The following is a 20,076-nucleotide window of genomic DNA, read 5'->3' as shown; positions in this document are numbered from 1 at the left end:
GGGGCGGGCCCGCGCCCTAGAGGTGGTCGCGGAGGTAGCCGGCCAGGGTGCGGGACCAGGTGGCGAGGGCCGCCCGGTCGGGGGTGCCGCCCGCGCCGAGGGCGGCGAGCTGTTCGGTGGAGAGGTGTCCGCCGGCGGCGAGCGCGGACAGGCCCGCGAGTACCGACGCCAGGTGTTCGGCGTCGTCGTGGCTGAGCATCACGAGGGTGTCGGTGTGGCCGATGGTCATGGAACCGGGCATCGCGTCCTCCTCGGTCGGTCCTTCCGTCCACCGTACGGCGGCGGGGGCGGTCCTCGCCCGTTCGGTCCACCCCGCTGGCCGGGGGGCGGGCGGGCGCCGGACGGTCAAGGGACGTGCGTCCGCCGTCGGAGACAGGGAGCGCAGATGCCGGCAGCACCGGTCGTCGACACGTCCTCGCCGCCCAGCCCGCGCGAGCTGCTCCGCAGCCCCGGGTACGGGCGGTTGCTGCTGGTGTCGGCGCTGGTCGGGGTGCCGGTCTCGCTGGCCGCGTTCGGCTTCGTCGGCCTGGAGCACGAACTGCAGCACTGGGTGTGGGGGTCGCTGCCCGAGGCCCTGGGCTACGGGCAGCCGCCCTGGTGGTGGCCGCTGCCCGCGCTGGCGCTGGCCGGGCTGCTGCTGGCGCCGATCGTGACCCGGATGCCGGGCCGGGGCGGCCACACGCCGGTGCTGGGGCTGGGCGGGCCGCCGACGCTGCCGGTGGAGGTGCCCTCGGTGGTGCTGGCGGCGCTGGCCGTGCTGCCGCTGGGCGCGGTGCTCGGCCCGGAGGCGCCGCTGATGGCGCTGGGCAGCGGGCTGGCGCTGATGACGGTGAGCGCGGCGAAGCGGGCGGCCAGTCCGATGGTCGGGCCGATGCTGGGGGCGGCCGGGTCGACGGCGGCGATCTCCACCATCTTCGGGAGTCCGCTGGTCGCGGCGGTGATGATGATCGAGGCCGCGGGCCTGGGCGGGGCGCAGCTGACCATGCTGCTGCTGCCGTGCCTGCTGGCCTCGGGGGTGGGCGCGCTGGTGTTCACCGGCTTCGGGCACTGGACCGGCCTGTCGATCGGCGCGCTGAGCCTGCCGTCCGTGCCGAAGGCGCAGCTGCCGGACGCCGGGGACTTCCTGTGGGGGGTGCCGCTGGCGGTGGTGATCGCGCTGGTGCTGGTCGCGGGGCAGACGCTGGGGCACCGCTTCGCCGCGTTCACCGCGCACCGGACGGCGGTCCGCACCGTGCTGTGCGCGGTGCTGGTGGGCGCGTGCATCGCCGGGTACGCGCTGGTGACGGGGCGCTCGCCCGAGGAGGCCGCGCTGTCGGGGCAGGCCGCGCTGGGGCAGCTGGCGGCGGACCCGCGCAGCTGGTCGGTCGGGGCGCTGCTGGCGCTGGTGCTGTTCAAGGGGCTGGGCTGGGGCGTGGCGCTGGGGTCGCTGCGCGGCGGGCCGATCTTTCCGGCCGTGCTGCTGGGCTCGGCGCTCGGGGTGGCGGCGGGCGGCCTGCCGGGCCTGGGCGTCGAGGCGGGGCTGGCGGTCGGGCTGGCGGCGAGCAGCGCGGCGGTCACCCGGCTGCCGGTGACCAGCACGGTGCTGGCGGCGGCGCTGCTGGGGGACCAGGCGGCGGACTCGATGCCGCTGCTGATCGTCTCGGCGGTGGTGGCGTTCCTGACGGCGACGTTCGTGCACCGGGTGGCCGTGCCGGACCACGCGTCGGAGTAGCCGTCCGGCGGGTGGGGGCCGTCCCGGTCCGTCGGCGGCATCCGGGGGTGCGCGGGTTCCCCCCGCCCGCGGCGTCTGCCACGGGCCGACCGCGCTCCCCCGGATCCGCGGCACCGGCGGCGCTCCCCCCGGGCGCCGTCCGGTGCGTGCGCCGGGCCCCGGGACGGCGAGCGGCTGCCGTCGGTGCGGGGTTCGGCGAGCGCGGCCGCCGGGTGTCCGGGCGGCCGCGGGTCTGGTCGGCCCCCTGCCGGTCGTGGCGGGGGCCGGGGTGGGTCAGGACCAGGCGATGTCCCGCCGGGGGCGGCGGGCGGTGGCGGTGCACTGGGTGCGGGGCATGCTCTTCTCCGTGCCGTGGTGTGGGGCCGGAAGCGGTCGGGTTCCGGCGGGCGGTCCTTGGTGCGACAGGACAAGCCTGGATCGAGCCGATAATCGGCCGATAACATCTGTCTAACGTGCACCGACGGGGAGTCGGACGGGGCGCACGCGGACAGGGAGCACCACGGTGCGCTTCGGCTTGCTCGGAACTCTGACGGTCCACGACGGAACGGCCGAGCGCCCGATCCGCGGACCCAAGGCCCGCACCCTGCTCGCCGTCCTGCTGCTGAACGCCGACCGGCCCGTCTCGCTCGACCGCCTGGTCGACGCGCTCTGGGGCGAACGCGCCCCCGCCACCGCCGAAGCCTCGCTGCGCAACCTGGTCGCCCGGCTGCGCAGGTCGCTCGCCGACGAGGACGGGACCCGGCTGCGCGCCACCCCCGCCGGCTACCGGCTCGTCGTGGCGGACGAGGAACTGGACACCCGGCGGTTCGAGGCGGCGGTCCGGCGCGCCCACGCCGCGCACGAGGCCGGCGACCTGCCCGCCGTCCTGGCCGAGACCGCCACCGCGCTCGACCTGTGGCGCGGCGAACCGCTCGCCGACCTGCCGGAAGCGGCCGGGAACGGCGCGGCGTGCGAGCAGTGGCGGGAGAGCCGGCTGCAGGCCCTGGAATGGCGCTTCGACGCCGAACTGCGCCTGGGCCGCCCGCACGCCCTGATCCCCGGACTCACCCGGCTGGTCGGCGAACACCCGCTCCGCGAAGCCTTCCACGCCCAGCTGATCCGGGCCCTCCGGGCGACCGGCGACCGCGCCCGGGCCCTCGCCGTGCACCAGCGCCTGCGCACCGCCCTGGTCGAGGAACTGGGCGTCGAACCCGGACCCGCCGTGCGGGAGGCGCACCGGCTGCTGCTGACCGAACAGCCGGAGTCGGAGTTTCCGTCCGAGCCGGAGTTGCCGTCCGAGCCGGAGTCGGAGCCGGAGCCGGCGGCTGCGGAACGTCCTCGGCCCGCCCAACTCCCTTCCCCCGCCGCCCACTTCGTCGGCCGGCAGGAGCAGCTGGAGGCACTGCGCCGCGCCCTGCTCGCCGACTCCGACCGGACGGCGGTCGCCGTGGTCAGCGGCATGGCGGGCGTCGGCAAGTCCGCGCTGGCGGTGCGGTGCGCCGACGGGCTGCGGGCCGAGTTCCCCGACGGGCAGCTGTTCCTGAACCTGCGCGGCGCCACCCCCGGCCTGGCCCCGCTCACCGCCCACGCCGCGCTCACCGCCCTGCTGCTCGGCCTCGGCACCGCGCCCGGCGCGATCCCCGAGGACGCCGGCGGCGCCGCCGCCCTGCTGCGCACCGCCCTGGCCGGCACCCGCACCCTGCTCGTCCTCGACGACGCCGCCGACCCCGCCCAGGTCCGCCCGCTGCTGCCCGCCACCCCCGGCTGCGCCGTCCTGGTCACCGGCCGCGCCCCCATGCACACCCTGGACCACACCCTGCACCTGCGGCTCGACGCCCTCTCCGAACGCGACAGCATCGCCCTGGTCGAACGCACCGCGGGCCGCTCCACCGCCGACCGGTCCGTGGTCGCCATCGAACAGGCCGACCTGGCCCGCCTGGTCCGGCTCTGCGGCCGGCTGCCGCTCGCCCTGCGGATCGCCGGCGCCCGCCTCGCCGCCCGCCGCACCCTCCCCGTCCGCGGCCTGGTCGGCCGGCTGGAGGAACCCGCCGACCGCCTCGACGAACTCGAACTCGACGACCTGAGCATCCGCCAGTCCCTCGCCCTGACCCACGACTCGCTGCGCACCTCCACCCGCCGCCCGGACCTGCGCGCCGCCGACGCCCTCGCCGCCATCGGCGCGATCGACCTGCCCGACTACTCCGCCCCGCTGCTCTCCGCCGTCCTGCGGATCACCCCCGCCCAGGCCGGCGCCGCCCTCGACCGCCTGGTCGAGGTCGCCCTCCTCGACGAACCCCGCCCCGACCGGTACGCCCCGCACGACCTGGTCCGCGACTACGCGCGCGAGCTGGTTCCCGACCCCGCCGAACGGACCGGCCACGTCCGGGCCGCGCTCGGCTGGTACCTGGACCTCTCCACCCGGATGGCGCTCGCCATCGACCCCGGCGCCCACCGGGTGCGGCGGCTCCCCCCGGTGGACGAGGCCGACCGGTTGGACAGGGACACCGCGTTCGCCCTCGGCGACGTCGAGTTCGGCAACCTGTCCACCCTGGTCGAACGGGTCGCCGCCGCACCGTGGGCCACTGCCGCCGAGGTCTCGCTGCCCGTCCGCGCGCTCGCCCCCTACCTGCGCGTCCGCCGTCGCCCCGAGTCCTTCCGGCTGAACGAGCTCGTCCGCCGGCTCGCCCTGCGCGACGACGACCGCACCGCGCTGGTGCACGCGCTCAGCGACATGGCGCACGTGCACTTCGTCACCGGCCGGAGCCTCCAGGGGGTCGAGCTGCTCGACCAGAGCCTCGCCCTGGTCGACGACCCCGCGCACCGCCAGAACATGCTGGGCAACCGCGGCCTCCTGCTGTCCAACCTCGGGCGCGTCCAGGAGGCCGTGGCCAGCCTGGAGGAGTCCCTGGCCCTCGCCGTCCAGACCGGTGACCTGCGCAGCCAGGCCACCGTGCTCAGCGCACTCGGCAACCTGCTGGAGGCGGAGGACCCGCACCTCGCCATCGCCCACCACCGGCGCAGCGTCGAGGCCGGCCGGCGCACCGGCTTCGGCGACGCGGTCAGCGCCGGCCTGGCCAACATCGGCTTCGCCCACCTACGCCTGGACGATCCCGCCACGGCGCTGGACTACTTCGTCGAGTCGACCGCCCCCTCCCCCTGGGTCTCCCCCTGGCACGTCGTGCTGGAGAACCGGCGCGGCCAGGCCGAAGCGCTCCGCCGCCTCGGCCGGCTGGAAGAAGCACTCGACCTGGTCCGCGAACTGCTCGGACAGGCCACCGCCCTCCAGGACGCCTTCGCCACCGGCACCATCGAACACACCCACGGCCTGGTCCTGCGCGACCTCGGCCGCCTCCCCGAGGCCCGTGCCGCCTGGCGCGCCGCCCTGGCCCGGTTCGGCAGCGCCGATCACAAGGTGGTCGCCGAACTGCGCGAACTGCTCGCGGCGGGCTGACGGGCGGTCAGCCCAGCCAGGAGCGTTCGGCGGCGCGGGCGCCGGCCTGGAAGCGGCTGCGGGCCTCCAGCAGGTCCATCAGTTCGGAGATCAGGCGGCGGACGGTGCGTTCGGAGACGCCGAGCTTGCGGGCCGCGACCACGTCGGTCTCGCCCTGGTGGAGGATCCGGAGCAGGGCGTAGTGCTGGCCCGACAGGCCGTGCGGGTCGCGGCTCCTGGCGTCGCCGAGCGGGGTGGCGCCGGACCAGACCAGGTCGAACAGGGCGCACATGGCGGCGACCGCGCCGGTGCCGTACAGCACGGTCGCGGTGTCGCTACGCTCCGGGTCGAGCGGGACCACGGCGGCCTCGCGGTCGACGACGGTCATCCGCATCGGCAGCGAGGGCACGGTGCGGACCTGGCCGCCGCGTTCGCCCAGCCAGCGGGCGTAGTCGGTGGTGGGCTGATGGTTGCGCACCGAGTCCAGGAAGATGGTGCGCAGTTCGACGCCGCGGTGCAGCAGTTCCTCGTCGAGCGGGCGGCTGGTGCGGCGGGCGGACTCGCTCTGGCCGCCGCCGGGGATGAAGGCCAGCACCTGGGAGCGGGTGCGGGCGCCGAGTTCGGCCAGCCGGTCGCGGATCGCGTCCACCCCGACCAGGTCCTCGGTGTGGGTGAAGCGGCGGCCGGAGGCCGACTCGGTGCGGATGATCTCGTAGGCGGCCTGGGCCTGTTCGACCTGCTGCCGGTGGGCGAGGAGTTCCGCCTCCCGGTGGGCGAGCAGGGCCTTGAGGCCGAGTTCGGGGATCACCGGGCGCAGGGTGAGCGGGTCGTCCCAGGAGGAGCGGAGCAGGGAGAGCCCGGCGAGTTCCCGGTAGGCGGCGCGGACCTCGTCCGCGGACAGGCCGAGTTCGGCGGACAGGGCGCCCTCGGCGGGTTCGGGGGTGCGCAGCAGGGCCTGGTAGACCAGGCTCGCCGCCTCGCTCAGGCCGAACGCCTGCAGCACGGCCTGCACGTCAGGACGCGTCCGGTGCGCGGCGGACCCGGTCGACATCGCTCACCGTGTTCATCGGAGCCCCCATTGCCCGATAGACGTGACCATTCGCGGTGTAGGTCTAGACCACTGGGGCGGGTGGTGTCAAAGGTTTTCGGCGGAGCCGGCGCAGAATCCCCCGGCTCCGCGCGGCGCTCACTCCACGAGGTAGCGGTCCAGCCGGCCGATCGGGCCCGCCGGCTTCCAGGTCATGTAGGGGATCTCGTCGTTCTGCCGCGCCTCCTCCGGCCGCAGCGGCCGGACCGGGTGGTGCAGGTGCACCATGAAGTCGTCGTAGGCGTACAGCGCGGTCGCCGACTGCAGCCGCAGCACCAGGTCCACGTCCTCGCCGCCCCAGTTCTCGTACCGCTCGTCCATGCCGCCGATCCGGTCGAACACCTCGCGGGTCAGCCACACGCAGCCGCCCACCGGGCGGCGCATCCAGAAGCCGCGCAGCGCAGCCGGGTCGAGCGCCGGCTCGCCGCCCGGGCCGCGGGTGCGCACCGCCCGGACGCTGGAGCCCTCGTCCAGGTAGAGCATGTCGCGGTAGGGCAGGAACGCCCCCACGCCCGGTTCGCGGAACCGGGCCAGGCTGCGGGCGACGAAGCCGCGGTCGGGCAGCAGGTCGGCGTCGAAGACGCAGACCGTCTCGGCCCGCACCGCCGAGTTGGCCACTCCGGCGTTCACCACCCACGCCTTGTTGAAGGCGCCGGGGTGCGGCGCGAACAGGTACTCGTCGGCCAGCGGCGCGATCAGCTCCCGGCGGCGCGGCTCGCGGTCCGCCTCGACCACCGTCACCGTGTACCCGCCCGGCACCTCGTCCTGGTCGCGCAGCGCGGCCAGGCAGGCCAGCAGGTTGCGCAGCCGCTCCCCGCCCCCGCCGCCGTCCCGGAACGGCACCACCACCTGGGCGGCCGGACCCGGCACGCCCGTCCGCTCCGGTACCGGGGCGGTGGCGGGAGCGGACGGGGCCGGCGGGGCGTCCGGGCCGACGGCCGCGCCCAGGTGGTGGCCGATCCGGCCGCGCTGCGTGGTCTGCCAGGCCAGGTCGGTCAGCGGCCGCATCCGCTCCGGGAACTTCTCGATCATCGGGATCAGCGCGGCCACCAGGGCCCGGTGGTGCTCGGGCCGCTCCGGCGCGGCCAGCAGCCGCCGGGCGGCCGGGGCGAACGGCGCGGCGTCCTCGTCGCCCGCCAGCCGGGCCAGCCGCTCGGTCAGCGGCTGCGTGCGGTACCAGTGGTACGGGTTGGTGGCCCGCGCGTGCGGGTCCGCGTGGATCACCAGCGAATCCGCGACGAGGCGGGCCGCGGCCGACGGGTCGGTGACGCGTAGCCAGGACATGGTGGTCTCCCAATTCCTCACGGGCGAGGGGTCGGTGAAGGGCGGGCGCCGCCCGGCGGGGGCGGCTCGGCGGGCTCCGGCCCGCCGCACGGCGGCGCGTCCGCGGGCAGGGCGCGCAGTTCCTCGGCCGGCCAGTGCTCCACGCCGTGGTTGGAGCGCAGCCGCGCGCCGACGCCGACCGCCCGCCACAGCACGTCGGTCAGCTCGTCGGTCCAGTCGTCCGGCCACTCCGGGGCCGGCACCGGGCCGGCCGCGTCCAGCACGGCCGCGCACAGGCAGGGCCGCAGGACCGGTGCCGCGGTCTCGACCGGGGCCCGGCCCAGCACGGTGCCCAGCGCCAGCCCGTAGCGGACCACCTCGGTGAGCGGCAGGACCCGCTCCCGGGCGCTCGGCGTCGGCCGGTCGGTGACCGCCACGAACGCCGCCGCCGGGGCCGCCACCGGCCAGTTCCGGCCGGAGCGGGCCATGTGCCGGGTCCAGGACGCCTGCCGCCAGGTCGCGGTGCCGGCGTCCCACAGCGAGATCAGGGCCCGGCCGCCGGACAGCCGGGGCAGCACCTCCGGCAGCGGGCTGACCAGGTCGGACGCCCCGCCCGACGACCGCCCCGCCGCCCCGGCGCACTGCGCGGCCGAGGGCCGGGGCGGGGCCCCGGGCGCCGCCGGGGGCGCGGCCAGGCCGCCGACGTGCAGCAGCAGGTCCAGCCGGTGCCGCCGGGCGAAGGCCGGCAGCAGCCCGCCCGGAGCGGCACCCGCCGCCAGCGCCCCGGCCGCGAACCCGGCGAACGCGAGCGCCGCCCCGGACGGCAGCAGCACGGCCGCCGGGGACAGGCAGTCCTGCGGCACCGCCGCGGCCCAGCCGCAGCCGCGCAGCGCCGCCAGCCGGACCGCCCCCGCGTTCCGGCTGCCGCCGCCCGCCGCGGACAGCACCAGGGCGGCCCGGGGACGGCCGGCCACCGCGCGGACCAGCTCGGCGGCGAACCCGGGCGCCAGCTCGGTACCGGCCCGGACCACCAGGTGGTGGGTCGAACCGGCGCCGGCCGCGGCCCGCCAGGCCCCGACCAGCGCGGCCGCCGGGTCGGCCCGGACCACCGGGACCGGGCCGAACTCGCCCAGTGCGGACGGGACTTCGTCAGCACTCGGATCGGGCAGGCCGAGTTCGTAAGGGACTTCGCCAGCGCCCGGGAAGGCCCCCGGGGCCGCCACCGCCGCGCTGATGACGGGCGTCACGGCGCGCTGCCGGCCGGGGCCGGAGCCGCGCCGACCGGGGCCGGAGCCGCACCGACCGGGGCCGGGGCCGCACCGGCCGGGACGGGCGCCGTCAGTTCCCTGGTCCGGGCGGCCAGGACGGCCAGCTGGCGCCCGGTCAGGTCGTCGAACGGCAGGTGCAGGACCAGCCGCTCCAGACCGTGCCGGGCGTACCGCTCCAGCAGCGGGGCGAGCAGTTCGGCGCCGACCTCGACCACCGCGATCCGGCCCAGGTCGCGCACCCCGACCGGCAGGTGCCGGTCCGCGGTGCTGACCGCCAGGCTGAGCTGCATGGTGCGGGGCAGCAGGGCACCGGGGTGGCCCTCGTCCGCGTTCGTGAGCTTCTCCGGGGGCAGGCCCGGCACCATCAGGCCGTCCAGGTACGGGCCGAGCTCGGACAGCACGGCCGGGTCGCCGCTGGCCAGCAGCATCGGCGGGGGCCGGAAGCCCGGGGGCTTCTCGAACCGCACGGTGTCCGGCAGGTCGCGGCCGCCCTGGCGGAGCAGGTCGTCCAGGGTGCGGACGGTCTGCAGCAGGTTCTGCCGCCGGGCCTGCCGGTCCAGGCCGTACAGCGCGTTGACGTTGGTCCGGGAGCCCGCGCCGAGGCCCAGGACCAGCCGGTTGCCGGAGATCTGCTGGAGCATCACCACCGAGCGGGCCATGCTCAGCGGGTGCCGGTAGCCGGCGCACAGGATCGCGGTGCCGAACTCCTCGAACGGCAGGCCGGTGCCCATCGCGTGGGCCAGGTCGGCGACCGGGTCGCCGGCCACCGCGCGGTCCACGCCGTCGTTCTCGGTCAGCGTGACGTCCCTGGTCCACACCCCGGTGAAGCCGAGCTCCGCCGCCTCGTACAGGCGGCGCAGGCCGTGCTGCCACGGGTCGTCGTACAGCGGGAGCAGGATGCCGGTCCTCATGCCGTCCACCCCCCGGCGCCGACCAGGGCGCCTTCGCCCGGGGCGCCCTCGCCCGGCAGGTCGGGGACCGGCAGGTCGGGGACCGGGACGACGGAGACCCGCAGGTCCGGCCCGACCGGTTCGGCCGCCCGGAACTCCCAGCGCAGCGCCCCGCCGATGGTGGCGATGCCGAGGTCGCCGAGCAGCGCGGGCCCGGCGCCGAGCAGCGCCGGGGCCAGGTGGCCCACCGCCTCGTCCACGCAGCCGGCGGCCAGCAGCCGGGCCGCGGTGCGCGGGCCGCCCTCGACCAGCACGGAGCGGATGCCCAGGCCGAGCAGGGCGGAAAGCAGCGCCCGCGGGTCGACCTGCCCGCCGTCCGACCCGCCGTCCGACCCGCCGTCCGACGCGGCTGACGGGTCGTCGGGCGGGCTGTCGGGCGGGCCGATCGGGAGCAGTTCGGCGCCGGGTGGGGCGGCGGCCCGGGCGAACCGTTCCGGGACGGCCAGCAGCGTCCGGGCCGACCCGTCGAACACCCGGGCCGTCGCGGGCAGCCGGGACGGGTCGGCGGCCACCACCACCCGCACCGGGGCGGGTCCGGCCACGCCGTGCCGGACGCCCAGGTGCGGGTCGTCGGTGCGGACGGTGCCCGCGCCGACCAGCACCGCGCCGTGCCGGGCCCGCAACAGGTGGGCGTCGGCGCGGGCCGCGGCGGAGGTGATCCAGCGCGAACTGCCGTCGGCGGCGGCGATCCGGCCGTCCAGGGTGGCCCCGAACTTCCAGGTCACCCAGGGCCGGAGCCGGGTGGCGTTGGTCAGCCAGTACCGGTTCGCCCGGGTCGCCTCGGCGGCCAGCAGCCCGCCCTCGACGGCGATCCCGGCGGCGGCCAGCACCGCCGCACCGCCGCCGGCCCGCGAGGTCGGGTCGGCCACCGCGTACACCACCCGGGCCACCCCGGCGGCCCGCAGCGCCTCGGTGCACGGGCCGGTGCGGCCGGTGTGGGCGCACGGTTCGAGGGTCACCACGGCGGTGCCGCCGCGGGCCCGGGTGCCGGCCGCGGCCAGCGCCACCACCTCGGCGTGCGGTTCGCCGTCGTGCCGGTGCGACCCCTCGCCGACCACCCGCAGCCGGTCGTCCAGGACGACGCAGCCCACCGTGGGGTTCGCACCGGTCAACCCCAGCCGTTCGGCGGCCAGTTCGACGGCCCGCCGCATCGCCCGCTGCTCGACCTGCTCGCGCGCCGTCCTCCGCTCGGCCCGCTCGCGGGCCGGCTTCCGCTCGACCTGCCCGTCCCGCCCGGCCTGTTCTGCCTGCTCGGTCCGTTCTGCCTGCCGGCCACGTTCGGCCTGCCGGTCCATCGCTTCCCGCCCGCTCTGCCCGTGCACCGCCTACACCCCCGCCGGGGTGCGCAACGCCGTTTCCAGCCGCAGCAGTTGACCGGCAATCAGCTCGCACCGCTCGGCCAGTTCGGCCCCGGGGCCGACCGGCGCGCCGCCGACCGTGCGGAAGTCGTCCGGACAGCCGGCGGTCTGGGTGGGCACCACCCAGCCGCCCATCGCCCTTGCCACCGTGCGCAGTTGGTCGCACACCACGTTGCCGGTGCGCGGCCCGCTGCCGTTCGCGGCGACCGCGACCGGCTTGTCGGCGAACGCGTCGCCGGGCAGCCGGTCCAGCACCGCCTTGAGCAGGGCCGAGTAGCCGCCGTGGTAGACCGGGGAGACCAGGACCACCGCGTCCGCCCGGGCGATCCGCTCGAGCAGCCCGACCGGGTCGGCGGCCTCCGGGCCCCCGGCGTGCACCGTCTCGGGCGCCATCCCGGCCGACCCCAGCGCGTCGCCGATCGCCCGGCCGAGTGCCGCCGTGTAGGAGTTCACGCGTTCGCTGCCGATGAATACCAGTGCTCTCATGCCGTCCTCCTGATGTGCCCCGGGCTCATGCCGTCCTCCTGGCCGGGTGCGGGTGCGGGTTACGGGTGTGTGCGGGCGCGGGCGCGGGTCAGCGCGCGAGCCGGCCGGCCGGCTCGCCGAGGGCCAGCGTGTGGCGGGTCACCCGGGCCTTGGTCTCCAGGTAGAAGCGGTTGTCCTCGGTGACGAACACCCCGGTCGGCACCACCGCGACCACGTCGATCCCGTACCGGGCGAGCTGGGCGGCCTTCTCCGGGTTGTTGGTGAGCAGCCGGATCCGGGTCAGGCCGAGCAGCCGGAGCATCTCGGCGGCGGCCCGGTAGTCCCGGGAGTCCGGGGCGAGTTGGAGTTCCTCGTTCGCCGCGTAGGTGTCGTACCCGGCGTCCTGGAGCAGGTAGGCGTCCAGCTTGTTGTACAGGCCGATGCCGCGGCCCTCCTGGCGCAGGTACAGCACGCAGCCGCCGGTGGTGCCGATCCGGCGCACCGCCTCGTGCAGCTGCGGGCCGCAGTCGCAGCGCGCCGAGCCCAGCACGTCGCCGGTCAGGCACTCGGAGTGCAGCCGGACCAGCGGCACCGGGTCCGGGTCCGGGCGGTCCTCGCCCAGGGTGATCGCTATGTGCTCGCCCGGATCGCTCAGGCCGTGGAAGGTGTGCAGCCGGGCGGCGACGGTGTCGCCGTTGTTCAGGTGGATCGGTACGGGCACGGTGGCGCGGATCTTCGCGGACACCGTCTCGGTCGCGGGCATCGTCTCGGCTACGGTCATCGCTCGTCCTCTCTCACGCCGGCTGGCGCCGGACACTTCGGCAGGGCTTCGGTGGAACTTCGGCAGGACTCCGGCGGGGAACCACCGGATCCCGGCGGGCCTCGACGGGCATCGAAGGGCCGCGGTGGGCATCGACGGGCCGCGGTGGGGCTCGGTACGGGGTGGCCGCGGTCAGCGGCAGGCGCCGGCGACGACGTCCCACATCAGGCTGGCCGGGCAGACCACCGACTCCCGCGCCGGCTCGTCGGCCGCCGCCTGCGCGGGGGCCCCGGACAGCAGGACCACCACCGACGCGACAGCGGAGATCCCGGCGATCCAGAGGGGGGTTCCGGTCTTCTTCATGGCATTCTCCAGAGGATTTGTAGCCGTTGCGGAATGGCGGTCGCATCCCCGCCCCGGCCGGGCCTTCGAATTCGCTCGACGACCAACTGTCCCCCGGCCGTAAAGGATTTCGCCACCGATGCCGCTGGCCGGACCGTGCCTGGCCTGATCCGGACAGGAACCCCACCTGCCGGGGAGGTGGCCCGGTCGGCGAATTCCCGGACGTCCGAGTTGCCGCATTCGACACCGGTCCTGCCGGAAGTGCACGGAATCACCGAACAGGCCGCCAGGTCCACCGTTTCCGCACGATTCCCCGCCCCCCGACTTTCCACGGACCGCATTTCCCGCGACCTCCCGGTCTAGGCTGGAGAAATGACCAGCGCACCGGACGGCCGGGCCACCGGACCCGCCGCACCCACCCCGCCCACCACCCTGCTGCTGCTGCGCCACGGCGAGACCGCACTGACCCCGCACCGCCGGTTCTCCGGCAGCGGCGGCACCGACCCCGAGCTCTCCGGCACCGGCCTCGCCCAGGCCGCCCGCGCAGCCGCCTCCACCCTGCTCGCCGAGGCACCCGTGCACGCCGTCATCAGCTCCCCGCTGCGCCGCTGCCGGCAGACCGCACAGGCCGCGGCCGAACGGCTCGGGCTGGACGTGGAGATCGAGGACAACCTGCGGGAAGCCGACTTCGGGCACTGGGAGGGCCTCACCCTGGACGAGATCCGCACCCGTCACCCCGCCGACCTGCGGGCCTGGCAGTCGTCCGCGACGGCGGCGCCCACCGGCGCCACCGAGTCCCTCGCCGAAGTCGCCGCCCGCACCGCCACGGCCCGCGACGCCCTGCTGGCCCGCCACCCGGGCCGCCGCCTCCTGCTGGTCAGCCACGTCACGCCGATCAAGACGCTGATCGCCGGAGCACTGACCGCCCCCGCCGAGGCGACGCACGCCATGCACCTCTCCCCGGCCTCGCTCTCCGTCCTGGTCCACACCGGCCCGCGCGCCGCCATGCACCTCTACAACGACACCTCCCACCTGCGCTGAACCCCCTTGCCCAGCAGGGCCGTTCAGCCACCGCACCGTCTGCGCGCACCAAATACCCGACGTGACAACGGAGTTCCTCTCAGCACCGACCCGGCCGGACGAACCACCCCCGACCGTCCCCGTCCCCACTCCCCCTCCCGGCTGCGGCTCCCCCTCGGCCTGCCCGAACTCGCGGGCCAGGGCCGGGTGGTGGCCGCCACCGCGATCTCCGCCACCGCCGCTCCACCCGGGTCCCGCGGCCGCTACCTCTCCCTCTTCAACCTCACCTGGGCCCTCTCCACCATCGCCGGCCCCCTCCTGGTCGGCTCCCTGATCGAGCACCACGCCGCCCTCTTCTGGACCGTCCTGGCCCTCCTGGCCACCACCGGCGGCCTCGGCTACCACCTCGCCGCCCGCTGGTCCCCCACTACCCCCTGCCCCCCACGACACGAAACGGCCCCGGACGGATCGTTCGGGGCCGTTCACGCGCCAAGCACCCGCAGGCAGTTCACGGAGCCCCCTGTCGGGTTCGAACCGACGACTCCCGCTTTACAGAACGAACCCGGATCATGACGGGGCATGACACCTGATGCCGCGTGGCGCTGCCCCTGCAGGTCGGCACCACCCGTCAAGTTCCGGCAGTCCAGCCCCGCTGGCGTTGCTGCTGTGCAATCCGCTCACGCATGGCTCACTCAGCGGGCCGGTCGATACGGCATCCACCGTGACCTGGCCCACCTCGGATGCCACCGTCAGATGCCCTTGACCACAACACGGTCACCGCAGAGCAGACGCATGTCCTCCTCGTCGGACGTGAAGATCGTGACGTCACCCCGCTGACGCAGCGCTACGGCGGCAAGAGCGGCGTCGATGGCGTACTTGTGTCCGTGCAGGCCGGCTGCCTCCAACAGTTCGATCGCTTCCCCGGCGATCTCCCGGGTCACGGGTTCGACTGCGATCCTGGAGAGGGTCCATGCCCACGCGGCCTTCTTGACGCGCCCGTGGTGGGCCTCGATGGGCGTCATCGACGTGGTCATGACCCGGACGCCGGAGCGGTCCGCGTCCTTGAGCCGGGCGCCCATGGCGCGGTGGCCGAGAACGGCTTGTGACAAGCCTTCACTGTCGAGCAGGTAGACGAGCTCGGACATCAACTCGCCTTGCGACGGGGCGCAGTCCGGGCTTTGCGCTCCGCATGCTGCCGCTGGAGCGCCAGCCGCTCCGCCTCTGCGAGCGCCAACTCCGCGTCGGTCACCTCGCCGTGCTCGCCCTCCCACCAACCGACGAACTCGTGCAGGTTGTCACGCTCACGCTGGCGCTCTATGGCCTGCGTGACATAACGGCTGAATCCACCGGACCCCACCTCGGCGCGGATCTCCTCCGCCAGTTCCTCGGGCAGCGTCACGGTGTACTTCTTCGTTGCCATACCAGACATCATACCGAGCGGCGGTCGCACTCGGAGGAGCTCACGCAAACGGCCTCGGACCAGGGGTCCGAGGCCGGCGATCAAGCTCCCAGAAGGCCGAAGCTACAGCTCATCCGGGGCGGCACGCTGAGCCCCCTGTCGGGTTCGAACCGACGACCCCCGCTTTACAAGAGCGGTGCTCTGGCCAGCTGAGCTAAGGAGGCGCGGTGGCCGTCCGCAGGATCCACGGCGGCACCAGTGGGCAGTGTACCGGGCGGGGGCTCGGGGATGCGGGGGGTTGTGGGGGGTGTGCGGGGGTGGTGGGGGGACAGTCGGGGGCGGGGGTGTGACCGGATCGATGCCAACTCGGGGGCGGCAGAGGGCTGACAAAAGGATGAACTGCCAGGTAGCGTCGCGGGGAGTCGCACTCGGCGCCAGTGGTTCAGACCAATCGGTCGGGCCTGCCGGGGCGGCGGAAGAACATCCACCTTTACTCGGATCGTCCGGCACGTTCCTGCCGGTGAAGGAGCGAAGCATCATGGCTTCTGTGACGTACGACAAGGCCACCCGTGTGTACCCGGGTGCCGACAAGCCCTCCGTCGACCAGCTCGACCTGGAGATCGCGGACGGCGAGTTCCTCGTCCTGGTCGGCCCCTCCGGCTGTGGCAAGTCGACCTCGCTGCGCATGCTGGCCGGCCTGGAGGACGTGAACGAGGGCGCCATCCGCATCGGCGACCGCGACGTCACCCACCTGCCGCCGAAGGACCGGGACATCGCCATGGTGTTCCAGAACTACGCGCTGTACCCGCACATGACCGTGGCCGAGAACATGGGCTTCGCCCTGAAGATCGCCGGCGTGAACAAGGCCGAGATCCGCACCAAGGTCGAAGAGGCCGCCAAGATCCTCGACCTGACCCAGTACCTGGACCGCAAGCCGAAGGCGCTCTCCGGCGGTCAGCGCCAGCGTGTCGCCATGGGCCGCGCGATCGTCCGCCAGCCGCAGGTCTTCCTGATGGACGAGCCGCTGTCGAACCTGGACGCCAAGCTCCGCGTCTCGACCCGTACCCAGATCGCCTCGCTGCAGCGCCGCCTGGGCATCACCACGGTCTACGTCACCCACGACCAGACCGAGGCCATGACCATGGGTGACCGCGTCGCGGTCCTCAAGGACGGCCTGCTGCAGCAGGTCGACGCCCCGCGCGCGATGTACGACCGCCCGGGCAACCTGTTCGTGGCCGGCTTCATCGGCTCCCCGGCGATGAACCTGATCGAGGTTCCGCTGGTCGACGGCGGCGTGAAGTTCGGCGGCTCGATCATCAACATCGCCCGCGAGGACCTGGCCAAGGCCGGCAGCGCGAAGAACGTCGTGGTCGGCATCCGTCCCGAGCACTTCCAGGTCGTTCCGGCCGGCGGCCTCGAGGGCGTCGCGGTCACCGTCAACGTGGTCGAGGAGCTCGGCGCCGACGGCTTCGTGTACGGCACCACCCAGGTGTCCGGCGAGGACAAGGACATCGTGGTCCGCGTGCACAGCCGCGAGATCCCGCAGCGCGGCGAGACCATCCACGTCGTGCCGGTCGGCAACGAGCCGCACGTCTTCACCACCGAGGCCGACGGCGGCGTGCGCCTGAGCCGCTGACGACAGCACCGGAGGGGCGCCGCACCTGACGGCGGCGCCCGTCCAGCCGCTCTTCCACGGAACCCCCTGCCCACGGCGGTCGGCAGGGGGTTCCGGCGTTCCCGGAACGCCCCTGAGCCCTCCAAGGCCCTCCGAAGGCCGCCGCGTCAACCCGATGGCGGAACAAAACGGGGCACCCGTCACTCGATGGGGTAACGTGGCGCGCCCGCACCGCCACGCAGCGCTACTCTCCTGTGCGTGAAACAGCTCGTGCGCCGCATCGCCCAGACCGTTGCCCTCACCCTGCCGGTGATCCTGGTGACCACCGGCACGCTCGCCGTGACCCGCGTCCCGTGGGCCCCGCCGACGGGCCTGGACCAGCAGGTGGTGGCGGCCTCCAGCGGTGACGGCACCATCGGCCGCACCTCCACGGCCCCCAACACCCAGGGCATGGCCCCGCAGGACGCCCTCCGGGTGGACCTGATGGAGGAGCTGAAGAACCACAACCCGGGCACCGCGCTCGACCTGCTCGAACGCACCATGCGCGAGAACCCGACGCTGACCCCGTACTGCAGCGCGCTGGCCGGCGACCTCGGCCGCGCCGCGGTGAAGAAGTACCAGGGCGACGTGCAGCGCGCCCGCTCCTTCGCCCGCCCGGTCTGCGACGGCTCGTTCGCCGCCGGCGTGGTCAACTGACCGTCCCCGCACCGGAACCGGCCCTGCGCCGAAGGGCCGCGTCGAGGCCCGGCGCCGCGGGGTCGCGCCCCGCGTGACAGCCCGGCGCGGGCGCCGGCCGACCGGGGCGGTCCCGCTATCGTGGCGCGCATGACAGCAGACACCGGCACCGCCCCGGGTGCCACCGCCCCCGCCGTCACCCAGGCGGTGATCCTGGCCGGCGGGCAGGGCTCCCGGCTGCGGCCGTACACCGACGACCGGCCCAAGCCGCTGGTGGAGATCCCCGGCACCGGGAAGCCGATCATCGGGCACCAGCTGGAGTGGCTGGCCGCCGAGGGCGTCACCGACGTGGTGATCTCCTGCGGCCACCTCGCCGAGGTCCTGCGGGACTGGCTGGATCAGGCCGACCTGCCGCTGCGCACCCGGACCGTGGTGGAGGCCGAACCCCTGGGCCGCGGCGGCGGGTTGCGCTACGCGGCCGCCGCCCTGCCGCGCCCCGCGGAGCCCTGGTACGCCACCAACGGCGACATCTGGACCAGGTTCAGCCTCCGCGAGATGGCCGCCTTCCACCACGAGCGGGCCGCCGTCGCCACCCTCGCCCTGGCCCGCCCGCGGATCCCGTGGGGCGCCGTCGAGACCGACCGGTTCGGCAACGTCCTCGACTTCATCGAGGCCCCGCCGTCCCCGTTCCTGATCAACGCGGGCCTGTACGTCTTCGCGCCCGGCTTCCGCGAGCTGCTCCCGGAGGTCGGCGACCACGAGCGCACCACCTTCCCGCAGCTGGCCCGCGACCGCCGCCTGGCCGGCTACCAGCTCCCGCAGGGCTGCTACTGGCGCGCCATCGACACCGCCAAGGACCTCACCGAGGCCGCCAAGGAACTCGCCACCATCCGCGAGTAGCCGCGCCGCGAGCCGCCATCCACGAGTAGCAACCGACCGCAAGCCGCCATCCACGAGTAGCCGCGCCGCGAGGAGCCACCATCCGCGAGCAGCCGCGCCCGCTCAAGGCACAGACAGCCGACAGGGCCCCTCCCGGACGGAAGAACCGTCCCGGAGGGGCCCTGCCGGCTGTCGGACGGACGGGCGGGCGCCCGCCGGTCTCAGGCGGTGCCCGCCGGCCGCTGCGGGCTCATGCCGAGCTCCAGCAGCGGCGGCCCGCTGCCCAGCAGGCCGCCGATCACGCCGTGCGAGGGCTGGGTGCTGCGCGGGGCGCCCGAGGGCGCGCCGCCGGTGCCGGTGCCGCCCGCGGAGCCGCCGTTCCCGGCACCGGTGCCGGTGCCGCTGCCCGACCCGGAGGTGCCGGAGCCGGTGCCCGCCCGGGGGCTGGACGAGCTGCCGCCGCTCTGGGTGCCGCTGCTCGGCTTGGCCTTGCCGCCGCTGCGGCTGGGCGAGGGGGAGGGCGAGGCCGGAGCCTTGCTCTGGCTCGGGGTGGGGGTGGGCGTCGGGCTGGGCGTCGGGGACGGCGACGGGCTGTTGCTCGGCCAGACCGGGGAGCCGTAGTCCGTGGGGGGCCGGACCGGGGCCGTGCTGCCGCCGGTGCGGACCGCCGCGCCGAGCAGCGAGCCGGACAGCAGGGTGAGGCCGACCACGACGGCGGTGACCACGCCGCGGCGGCGCAGCATCCGCCGGCGGACGGCGCCGGGTTCGGCGGGCCCGTGCCGCCGGAACGCCTCCAGGGCGATCCGGCCGTCCAGCGAGGCGAACGGGGCGCCGGCGATGAGCAGCGGGCTCCAGGCCGCGAGGAAGATCAGGTCGGGGGTGTCGTAGACCGGCACCGCCTTCCAGCTCACGGTGAACAGCAGCGCCGCGGACAGCGCCATCGCGGTGCCGGCCGCGAGCCGCTGCCACAGGCCCAGGATGGACAGCACGCCGACCACGATCTCCAGGAAGGAGACCGCGAGTCCGGCGCCGACCGGGTGGGCCATGGCGAGGTCCAGCAGCGGCTGGGCGACCTTCCACGGGTGCAGCGAGGACAGCCAGCGCATCATCGAGCCGCGCTCGCCGCCGTCGAAGTACACCGGGTCGCACAGCTTGCTGAACCCGGCGTACACCGACAGCGAGCCGAGCAGCACCCGCAGCGGCAGCAGCACCAGGCCGAGGTCGACCCGGCGGCCGGGGTACCAGGCGTGCTTGGAGGCGCCCTCGCCGAGCGACGGCACCTCCGGCAGTTCGCCCTCGGGCTGCCAGCTGCGCCCGGCGCCGATCCGGACCGACTCGTCCAGCAGCTCGGGGACGCCGACCCGCGGGGTCTCGCCGGAACCACCGGCGGAGCCGCCGGCCGGGCCGCCGTACTGCCGCGGGACGGCCTGCAACTGCTGGGTGTCGTCCTCCGCGAAGCCCTTGGCGGGGGCGGGCACGGTGGTCAGCCGGACGGCTTCCAGCAGCTGGGTCGCGGCGGTGTCGCCGGGCCCGGTCTGGCCGCTCCAGGCGGTGACCACCCGGGCCTTGCGGCGGGGGGCCGTGCCGGTGACCGAGGCGGCGGTGATCCCGGCCAGCGCGGGCACCGACGAGGCGGGCACCACGATCTGCGGGGTGACGCCGCTGCGCAGGCCGTACGGGTCACCGAAGGCGGCACCGGCCGGGGCGTCGATCATCGGGGCCACCGGGGCGGAGAGCCTGACCCGGAAGCTGGCCTGGGTGCTGCTGAGCCTCGACGGGTCGGACGGAACCCGGACCGTGTTGAGGACCGGACCGTCGTCTATCCCCGAGGGGCGCTGCCCGAGGCGCAGTGGTGTTCTGGTGTCCACACCCCTC

At 75.3% G+C, this 20,076-nt stretch carries 18 protein-coding genes and 1 tRNA gene; 6 read left to right on the top strand and 13 right to left on the bottom strand.

The genetic code is table 11. From position 1 onward, the window contains the following. Positions 1-16: 16 nt before the first annotated feature. On the bottom strand, positions 17-241 hold the full coding sequence (locus EDD39_RS09235; RefSeq protein ID WP_123554716.1) for a hypothetical protein: 225 nt from the start codon (positions 239-241) through the stop codon (positions 17-19). A 144-nt stretch (positions 242-385) separates the two neighbouring features. Between EDD39_RS09235 and EDD39_RS39455 the strand changes: the two genes are divergently transcribed. Both EDD39_RS39455 and EDD39_RS09225 read left to right on the top strand, forming a co-directional pair. Further along, a complete protein-coding gene (locus EDD39_RS39455; RefSeq protein ID WP_123554714.1) occupies positions 386-1,711 on the top strand; it encodes a chloride channel protein in 1,326 nt (441 codons plus the stop codon). Between the two features lie 514 nt (positions 1,712-2,225). Continuing rightward, positions 2,226-5,141: an AfsR/SARP family transcriptional regulator gene (locus EDD39_RS09225; protein WP_244256661.1), complete on the top strand. Its 2,916-nt coding sequence runs from the start codon at positions 2,226-2,228 to the stop codon at positions 5,139-5,141. A 7-nt stretch (positions 5,142-5,148) separates the two neighbouring features. On the opposite strand, the gene EDD39_RS09220 is transcribed toward EDD39_RS09225, so the two are convergent. From EDD39_RS09220 to EDD39_RS39450, 8 genes are all read right to left on the bottom strand, one after another. Further along, complete coding sequence (locus EDD39_RS09220; protein ID WP_148089413.1) at positions 5,149-6,171, bottom strand: helix-turn-helix domain-containing protein; 1,023 nt, start codon at positions 6,169-6,171, stop codon at positions 5,149-5,151. A 135-nt stretch (positions 6,172-6,306) separates the two neighbouring features. Continuing rightward, on the bottom strand, positions 6,307-7,491 hold the full coding sequence (locus tag EDD39_RS09215; protein WP_148089412.1) for a galactosyltransferase-related protein: 1,185 nt from the start codon (positions 7,489-7,491) through the stop codon (positions 6,307-6,309). Between the two features lie 17 nt (positions 7,492-7,508). Further along, positions 7,509-8,717 (bottom strand): hypothetical protein, encoded by a 1,209-nt coding sequence (locus EDD39_RS09210; RefSeq protein ID WP_123554707.1) that lies wholly within the window; start codon positions 8,715-8,717, stop codon positions 7,509-7,511. Next, on the bottom strand, positions 8,714-9,649 hold the full coding sequence (locus tag EDD39_RS09205; protein WP_123554705.1) for an LLM class flavin-dependent oxidoreductase: 936 nt from the start codon (positions 9,647-9,649) through the stop codon (positions 8,714-8,716). Before EDD39_RS09205 ends, EDD39_RS09210 begins: the two co-directional genes overlap by 4 nt. Next, complete coding sequence (gene ribD, locus EDD39_RS09200) at positions 9,646-10,839, bottom strand: bifunctional diaminohydroxyphosphoribosylaminopyrimidine deaminase/5-amino-6-(5-phosphoribosylamino)uracil reductase RibD (protein WP_123560273.1); 1,194 nt, start codon at positions 10,837-10,839, stop codon at positions 9,646-9,648. Before ribD ends, EDD39_RS09205 begins: the two co-directional genes overlap by 4 nt. Positions 10,840-11,013: 174 nt before the next feature. Continuing rightward, positions 11,014-11,532: an NADPH-dependent FMN reductase gene (locus EDD39_RS09195; protein WP_123554703.1), complete on the bottom strand. Its 519-nt coding sequence runs from the start codon at positions 11,530-11,532 to the stop codon at positions 11,014-11,016. 88 nt (positions 11,533-11,620) lie between these two features. Beyond that, on the bottom strand, positions 11,621-12,292 hold the full coding sequence (locus EDD39_RS09190; RefSeq protein WP_030908234.1) for a GTP cyclohydrolase II: 672 nt from the start codon (positions 12,290-12,292) through the stop codon (positions 11,621-11,623). Between the two features lie 171 nt (positions 12,293-12,463). Beyond that, positions 12,464-12,634 (bottom strand): hypothetical protein, encoded by a 171-nt coding sequence (locus EDD39_RS39450; RefSeq protein WP_162869981.1) that lies wholly within the window; start codon positions 12,632-12,634, stop codon positions 12,464-12,466. A gap of 351 nt (positions 12,635-12,985) precedes the next feature. On the opposite strand from EDD39_RS39450, the gene EDD39_RS09185 reads away from it, so the two are divergent. After that, entirely contained in the window at positions 12,986-13,654 is a 669-nt protein-coding gene (locus EDD39_RS09185; RefSeq protein ID WP_123554701.1) for a histidine phosphatase family protein, read from the top strand. Positions 13,655-14,382: 728 nt separating this feature from the next. Here EDD39_RS09185 and EDD39_RS09175 read toward each other — a convergent pair. The 3 genes from EDD39_RS09175 to EDD39_RS09165 all read right to left on the bottom strand — a co-directional run bounded on the left by EDD39_RS09175 (position 14,383) and on the right by EDD39_RS09165 (position 15,256). Further along, positions 14,383-14,778 carry a PIN domain-containing protein gene (locus EDD39_RS09175; RefSeq protein WP_162869980.1) on the bottom strand — a complete coding sequence of 132 codons (396 nt, stop codon included), beginning with the start codon at positions 14,776-14,778 and terminating at the stop codon, positions 14,383-14,385. Next, positions 14,778-15,053 (bottom strand): hypothetical protein, encoded by a 276-nt coding sequence (locus EDD39_RS09170; RefSeq protein ID WP_035953777.1) that lies wholly within the window; start codon positions 15,051-15,053, stop codon positions 14,778-14,780. The genes EDD39_RS09175 and EDD39_RS09170 overlap by 1 nt, the downstream gene beginning before the upstream one ends. A gap of 129 nt (positions 15,054-15,182) precedes the next feature. Continuing rightward, positions 15,183-15,256: transfer RNA gene (locus tag EDD39_RS09165), tRNA-Thr, on the bottom strand. Between the two features lie 314 nt (positions 15,257-15,570). Between EDD39_RS09165 and EDD39_RS09160 the strand changes: the two genes are divergently transcribed. The 3 genes from EDD39_RS09160 (at position 15,571) to EDD39_RS09150 (ending at position 18,222) form a co-directional block, all read left to right on the top strand. Continuing rightward, complete coding sequence (locus EDD39_RS09160) at positions 15,571-16,668, top strand: ABC transporter ATP-binding protein (RefSeq protein WP_030463304.1); 1,098 nt, start codon at positions 15,571-15,573, stop codon at positions 16,666-16,668. A gap of 237 nt (positions 16,669-16,905) precedes the next feature. Next, positions 16,906-17,343: a hypothetical protein gene (locus EDD39_RS09155; RefSeq protein ID WP_123554695.1), complete on the top strand. Its 438-nt coding sequence runs from the start codon at positions 16,906-16,908 to the stop codon at positions 17,341-17,343. Positions 17,344-17,472: 129 nt separating this feature from the next. Next, positions 17,473-18,222, top strand: coding sequence for a nucleotidyltransferase family protein (locus EDD39_RS09150; RefSeq protein WP_123554693.1), 750 nt, complete (start codon positions 17,473-17,475; stop codon positions 18,220-18,222). Positions 18,223-18,422: 200 nt separating this feature from the next. Here EDD39_RS09150 and EDD39_RS09145 read toward each other — a convergent pair whose 3' ends face one another. Further along, positions 18,423-19,916 carry a DoxX family membrane protein gene (locus tag EDD39_RS09145; RefSeq protein WP_244256660.1) on the bottom strand — a complete coding sequence of 498 codons (1,494 nt, stop codon included), beginning with the start codon at positions 19,914-19,916 and terminating at the stop codon, positions 18,423-18,425. Positions 19,917-20,076 lie beyond the last annotated feature (160 nt).

Origin of the sequence: Kitasatospora cineracea, assembly GCF_003751605.1 — a bacterium.
In the GTDB taxonomy this organism is placed as follows: domain Bacteria; phylum Actinomycetota; class Actinomycetes; order Streptomycetales; family Streptomycetaceae; genus Kitasatospora; species Kitasatospora cineracea.
This window is presented reverse-complemented; position numbering and strand designations above follow the sequence as displayed.

What these genes read in the sequence shown, in the direction of transcription:
- EDD39_RS09235 (WP_123554716.1), bottom strand. Translation starts at nt 241, where the DNA reads ATGCCCGGTTCCATGACCATCGGCCACACCGACACCCTCGTGATGCTC.
- EDD39_RS39455 (WP_123554714.1), top strand. Translation starts at nt 386, where the DNA reads ATGCCGGCAGCACCGGTCGTCGACACGTCCTCGCCGCCCAGCCCGCGC.
- EDD39_RS09220 (WP_148089413.1), bottom strand. Translation starts at nt 6,171, where the DNA reads ATGTCGACCGGGTCCGCCGCGCACCGGACGCGTCCTGACGTGCAGGCC.
- EDD39_RS09215 (WP_148089412.1), bottom strand. Translation starts at nt 7,491, where the DNA reads ATGTCCTGGCTACGCGTCACCGACCCGTCGGCCGCGGCCCGCCTCGTC.
- EDD39_RS09205 (WP_123554705.1), bottom strand. Translation starts at nt 9,649, where the DNA reads ATGAGGACCGGCATCCTGCTCCCGCTGTACGACGACCCGTGGCAGCAC.
- ribD (WP_123560273.1), bottom strand. Translation starts at nt 10,839, where the DNA reads ATGCGGCGGGCCGTCGAACTGGCCGCCGAACGGCTGGGGTTGACCGGT.
- EDD39_RS09195 (WP_123554703.1), bottom strand. Translation starts at nt 11,532, where the DNA reads ATGAGAGCACTGGTATTCATCGGCAGCGAACGCGTGAACTCCTACACG.
- EDD39_RS09190 (WP_030908234.1), bottom strand. Translation starts at nt 12,292, where the DNA reads ATGACCGTAGCCGAGACGATGCCCGCGACCGAGACGGTGTCCGCGAAG.
- EDD39_RS39450 (WP_162869981.1), bottom strand. Translation starts at nt 12,634, where the DNA reads ATGAAGAAGACCGGAACCCCCCTCTGGATCGCCGGGATCTCCGCTGTC.
- EDD39_RS09185 (WP_123554701.1), top strand. Translation starts at nt 12,986, where the DNA reads ATGACCAGCGCACCGGACGGCCGGGCCACCGGACCCGCCGCACCCACC.
- EDD39_RS09175 (WP_162869980.1), bottom strand. Translation starts at nt 14,778, where the DNA reads ATGTCCGAGCTCGTCTACCTGCTCGACAGTGAAGGCTTGTCACAAGCC.
- EDD39_RS09170 (WP_035953777.1), bottom strand. Translation starts at nt 15,053, where the DNA reads ATGGCAACGAAGAAGTACACCGTGACGCTGCCCGAGGAACTGGCGGAG.
- EDD39_RS09160 (WP_030463304.1), top strand. Translation starts at nt 15,571, where the DNA reads ATGGCTTCTGTGACGTACGACAAGGCCACCCGTGTGTACCCGGGTGCC.
- EDD39_RS09150 (WP_123554693.1), top strand. Translation starts at nt 17,473, where the DNA reads ATGACAGCAGACACCGGCACCGCCCCGGGTGCCACCGCCCCCGCCGTC.
- EDD39_RS09145 (WP_244256660.1), bottom strand. Translation starts at nt 19,916, where the DNA reads ATGATCGACGCCCCGGCCGGTGCCGCCTTCGGTGACCCGTACGGCCTG.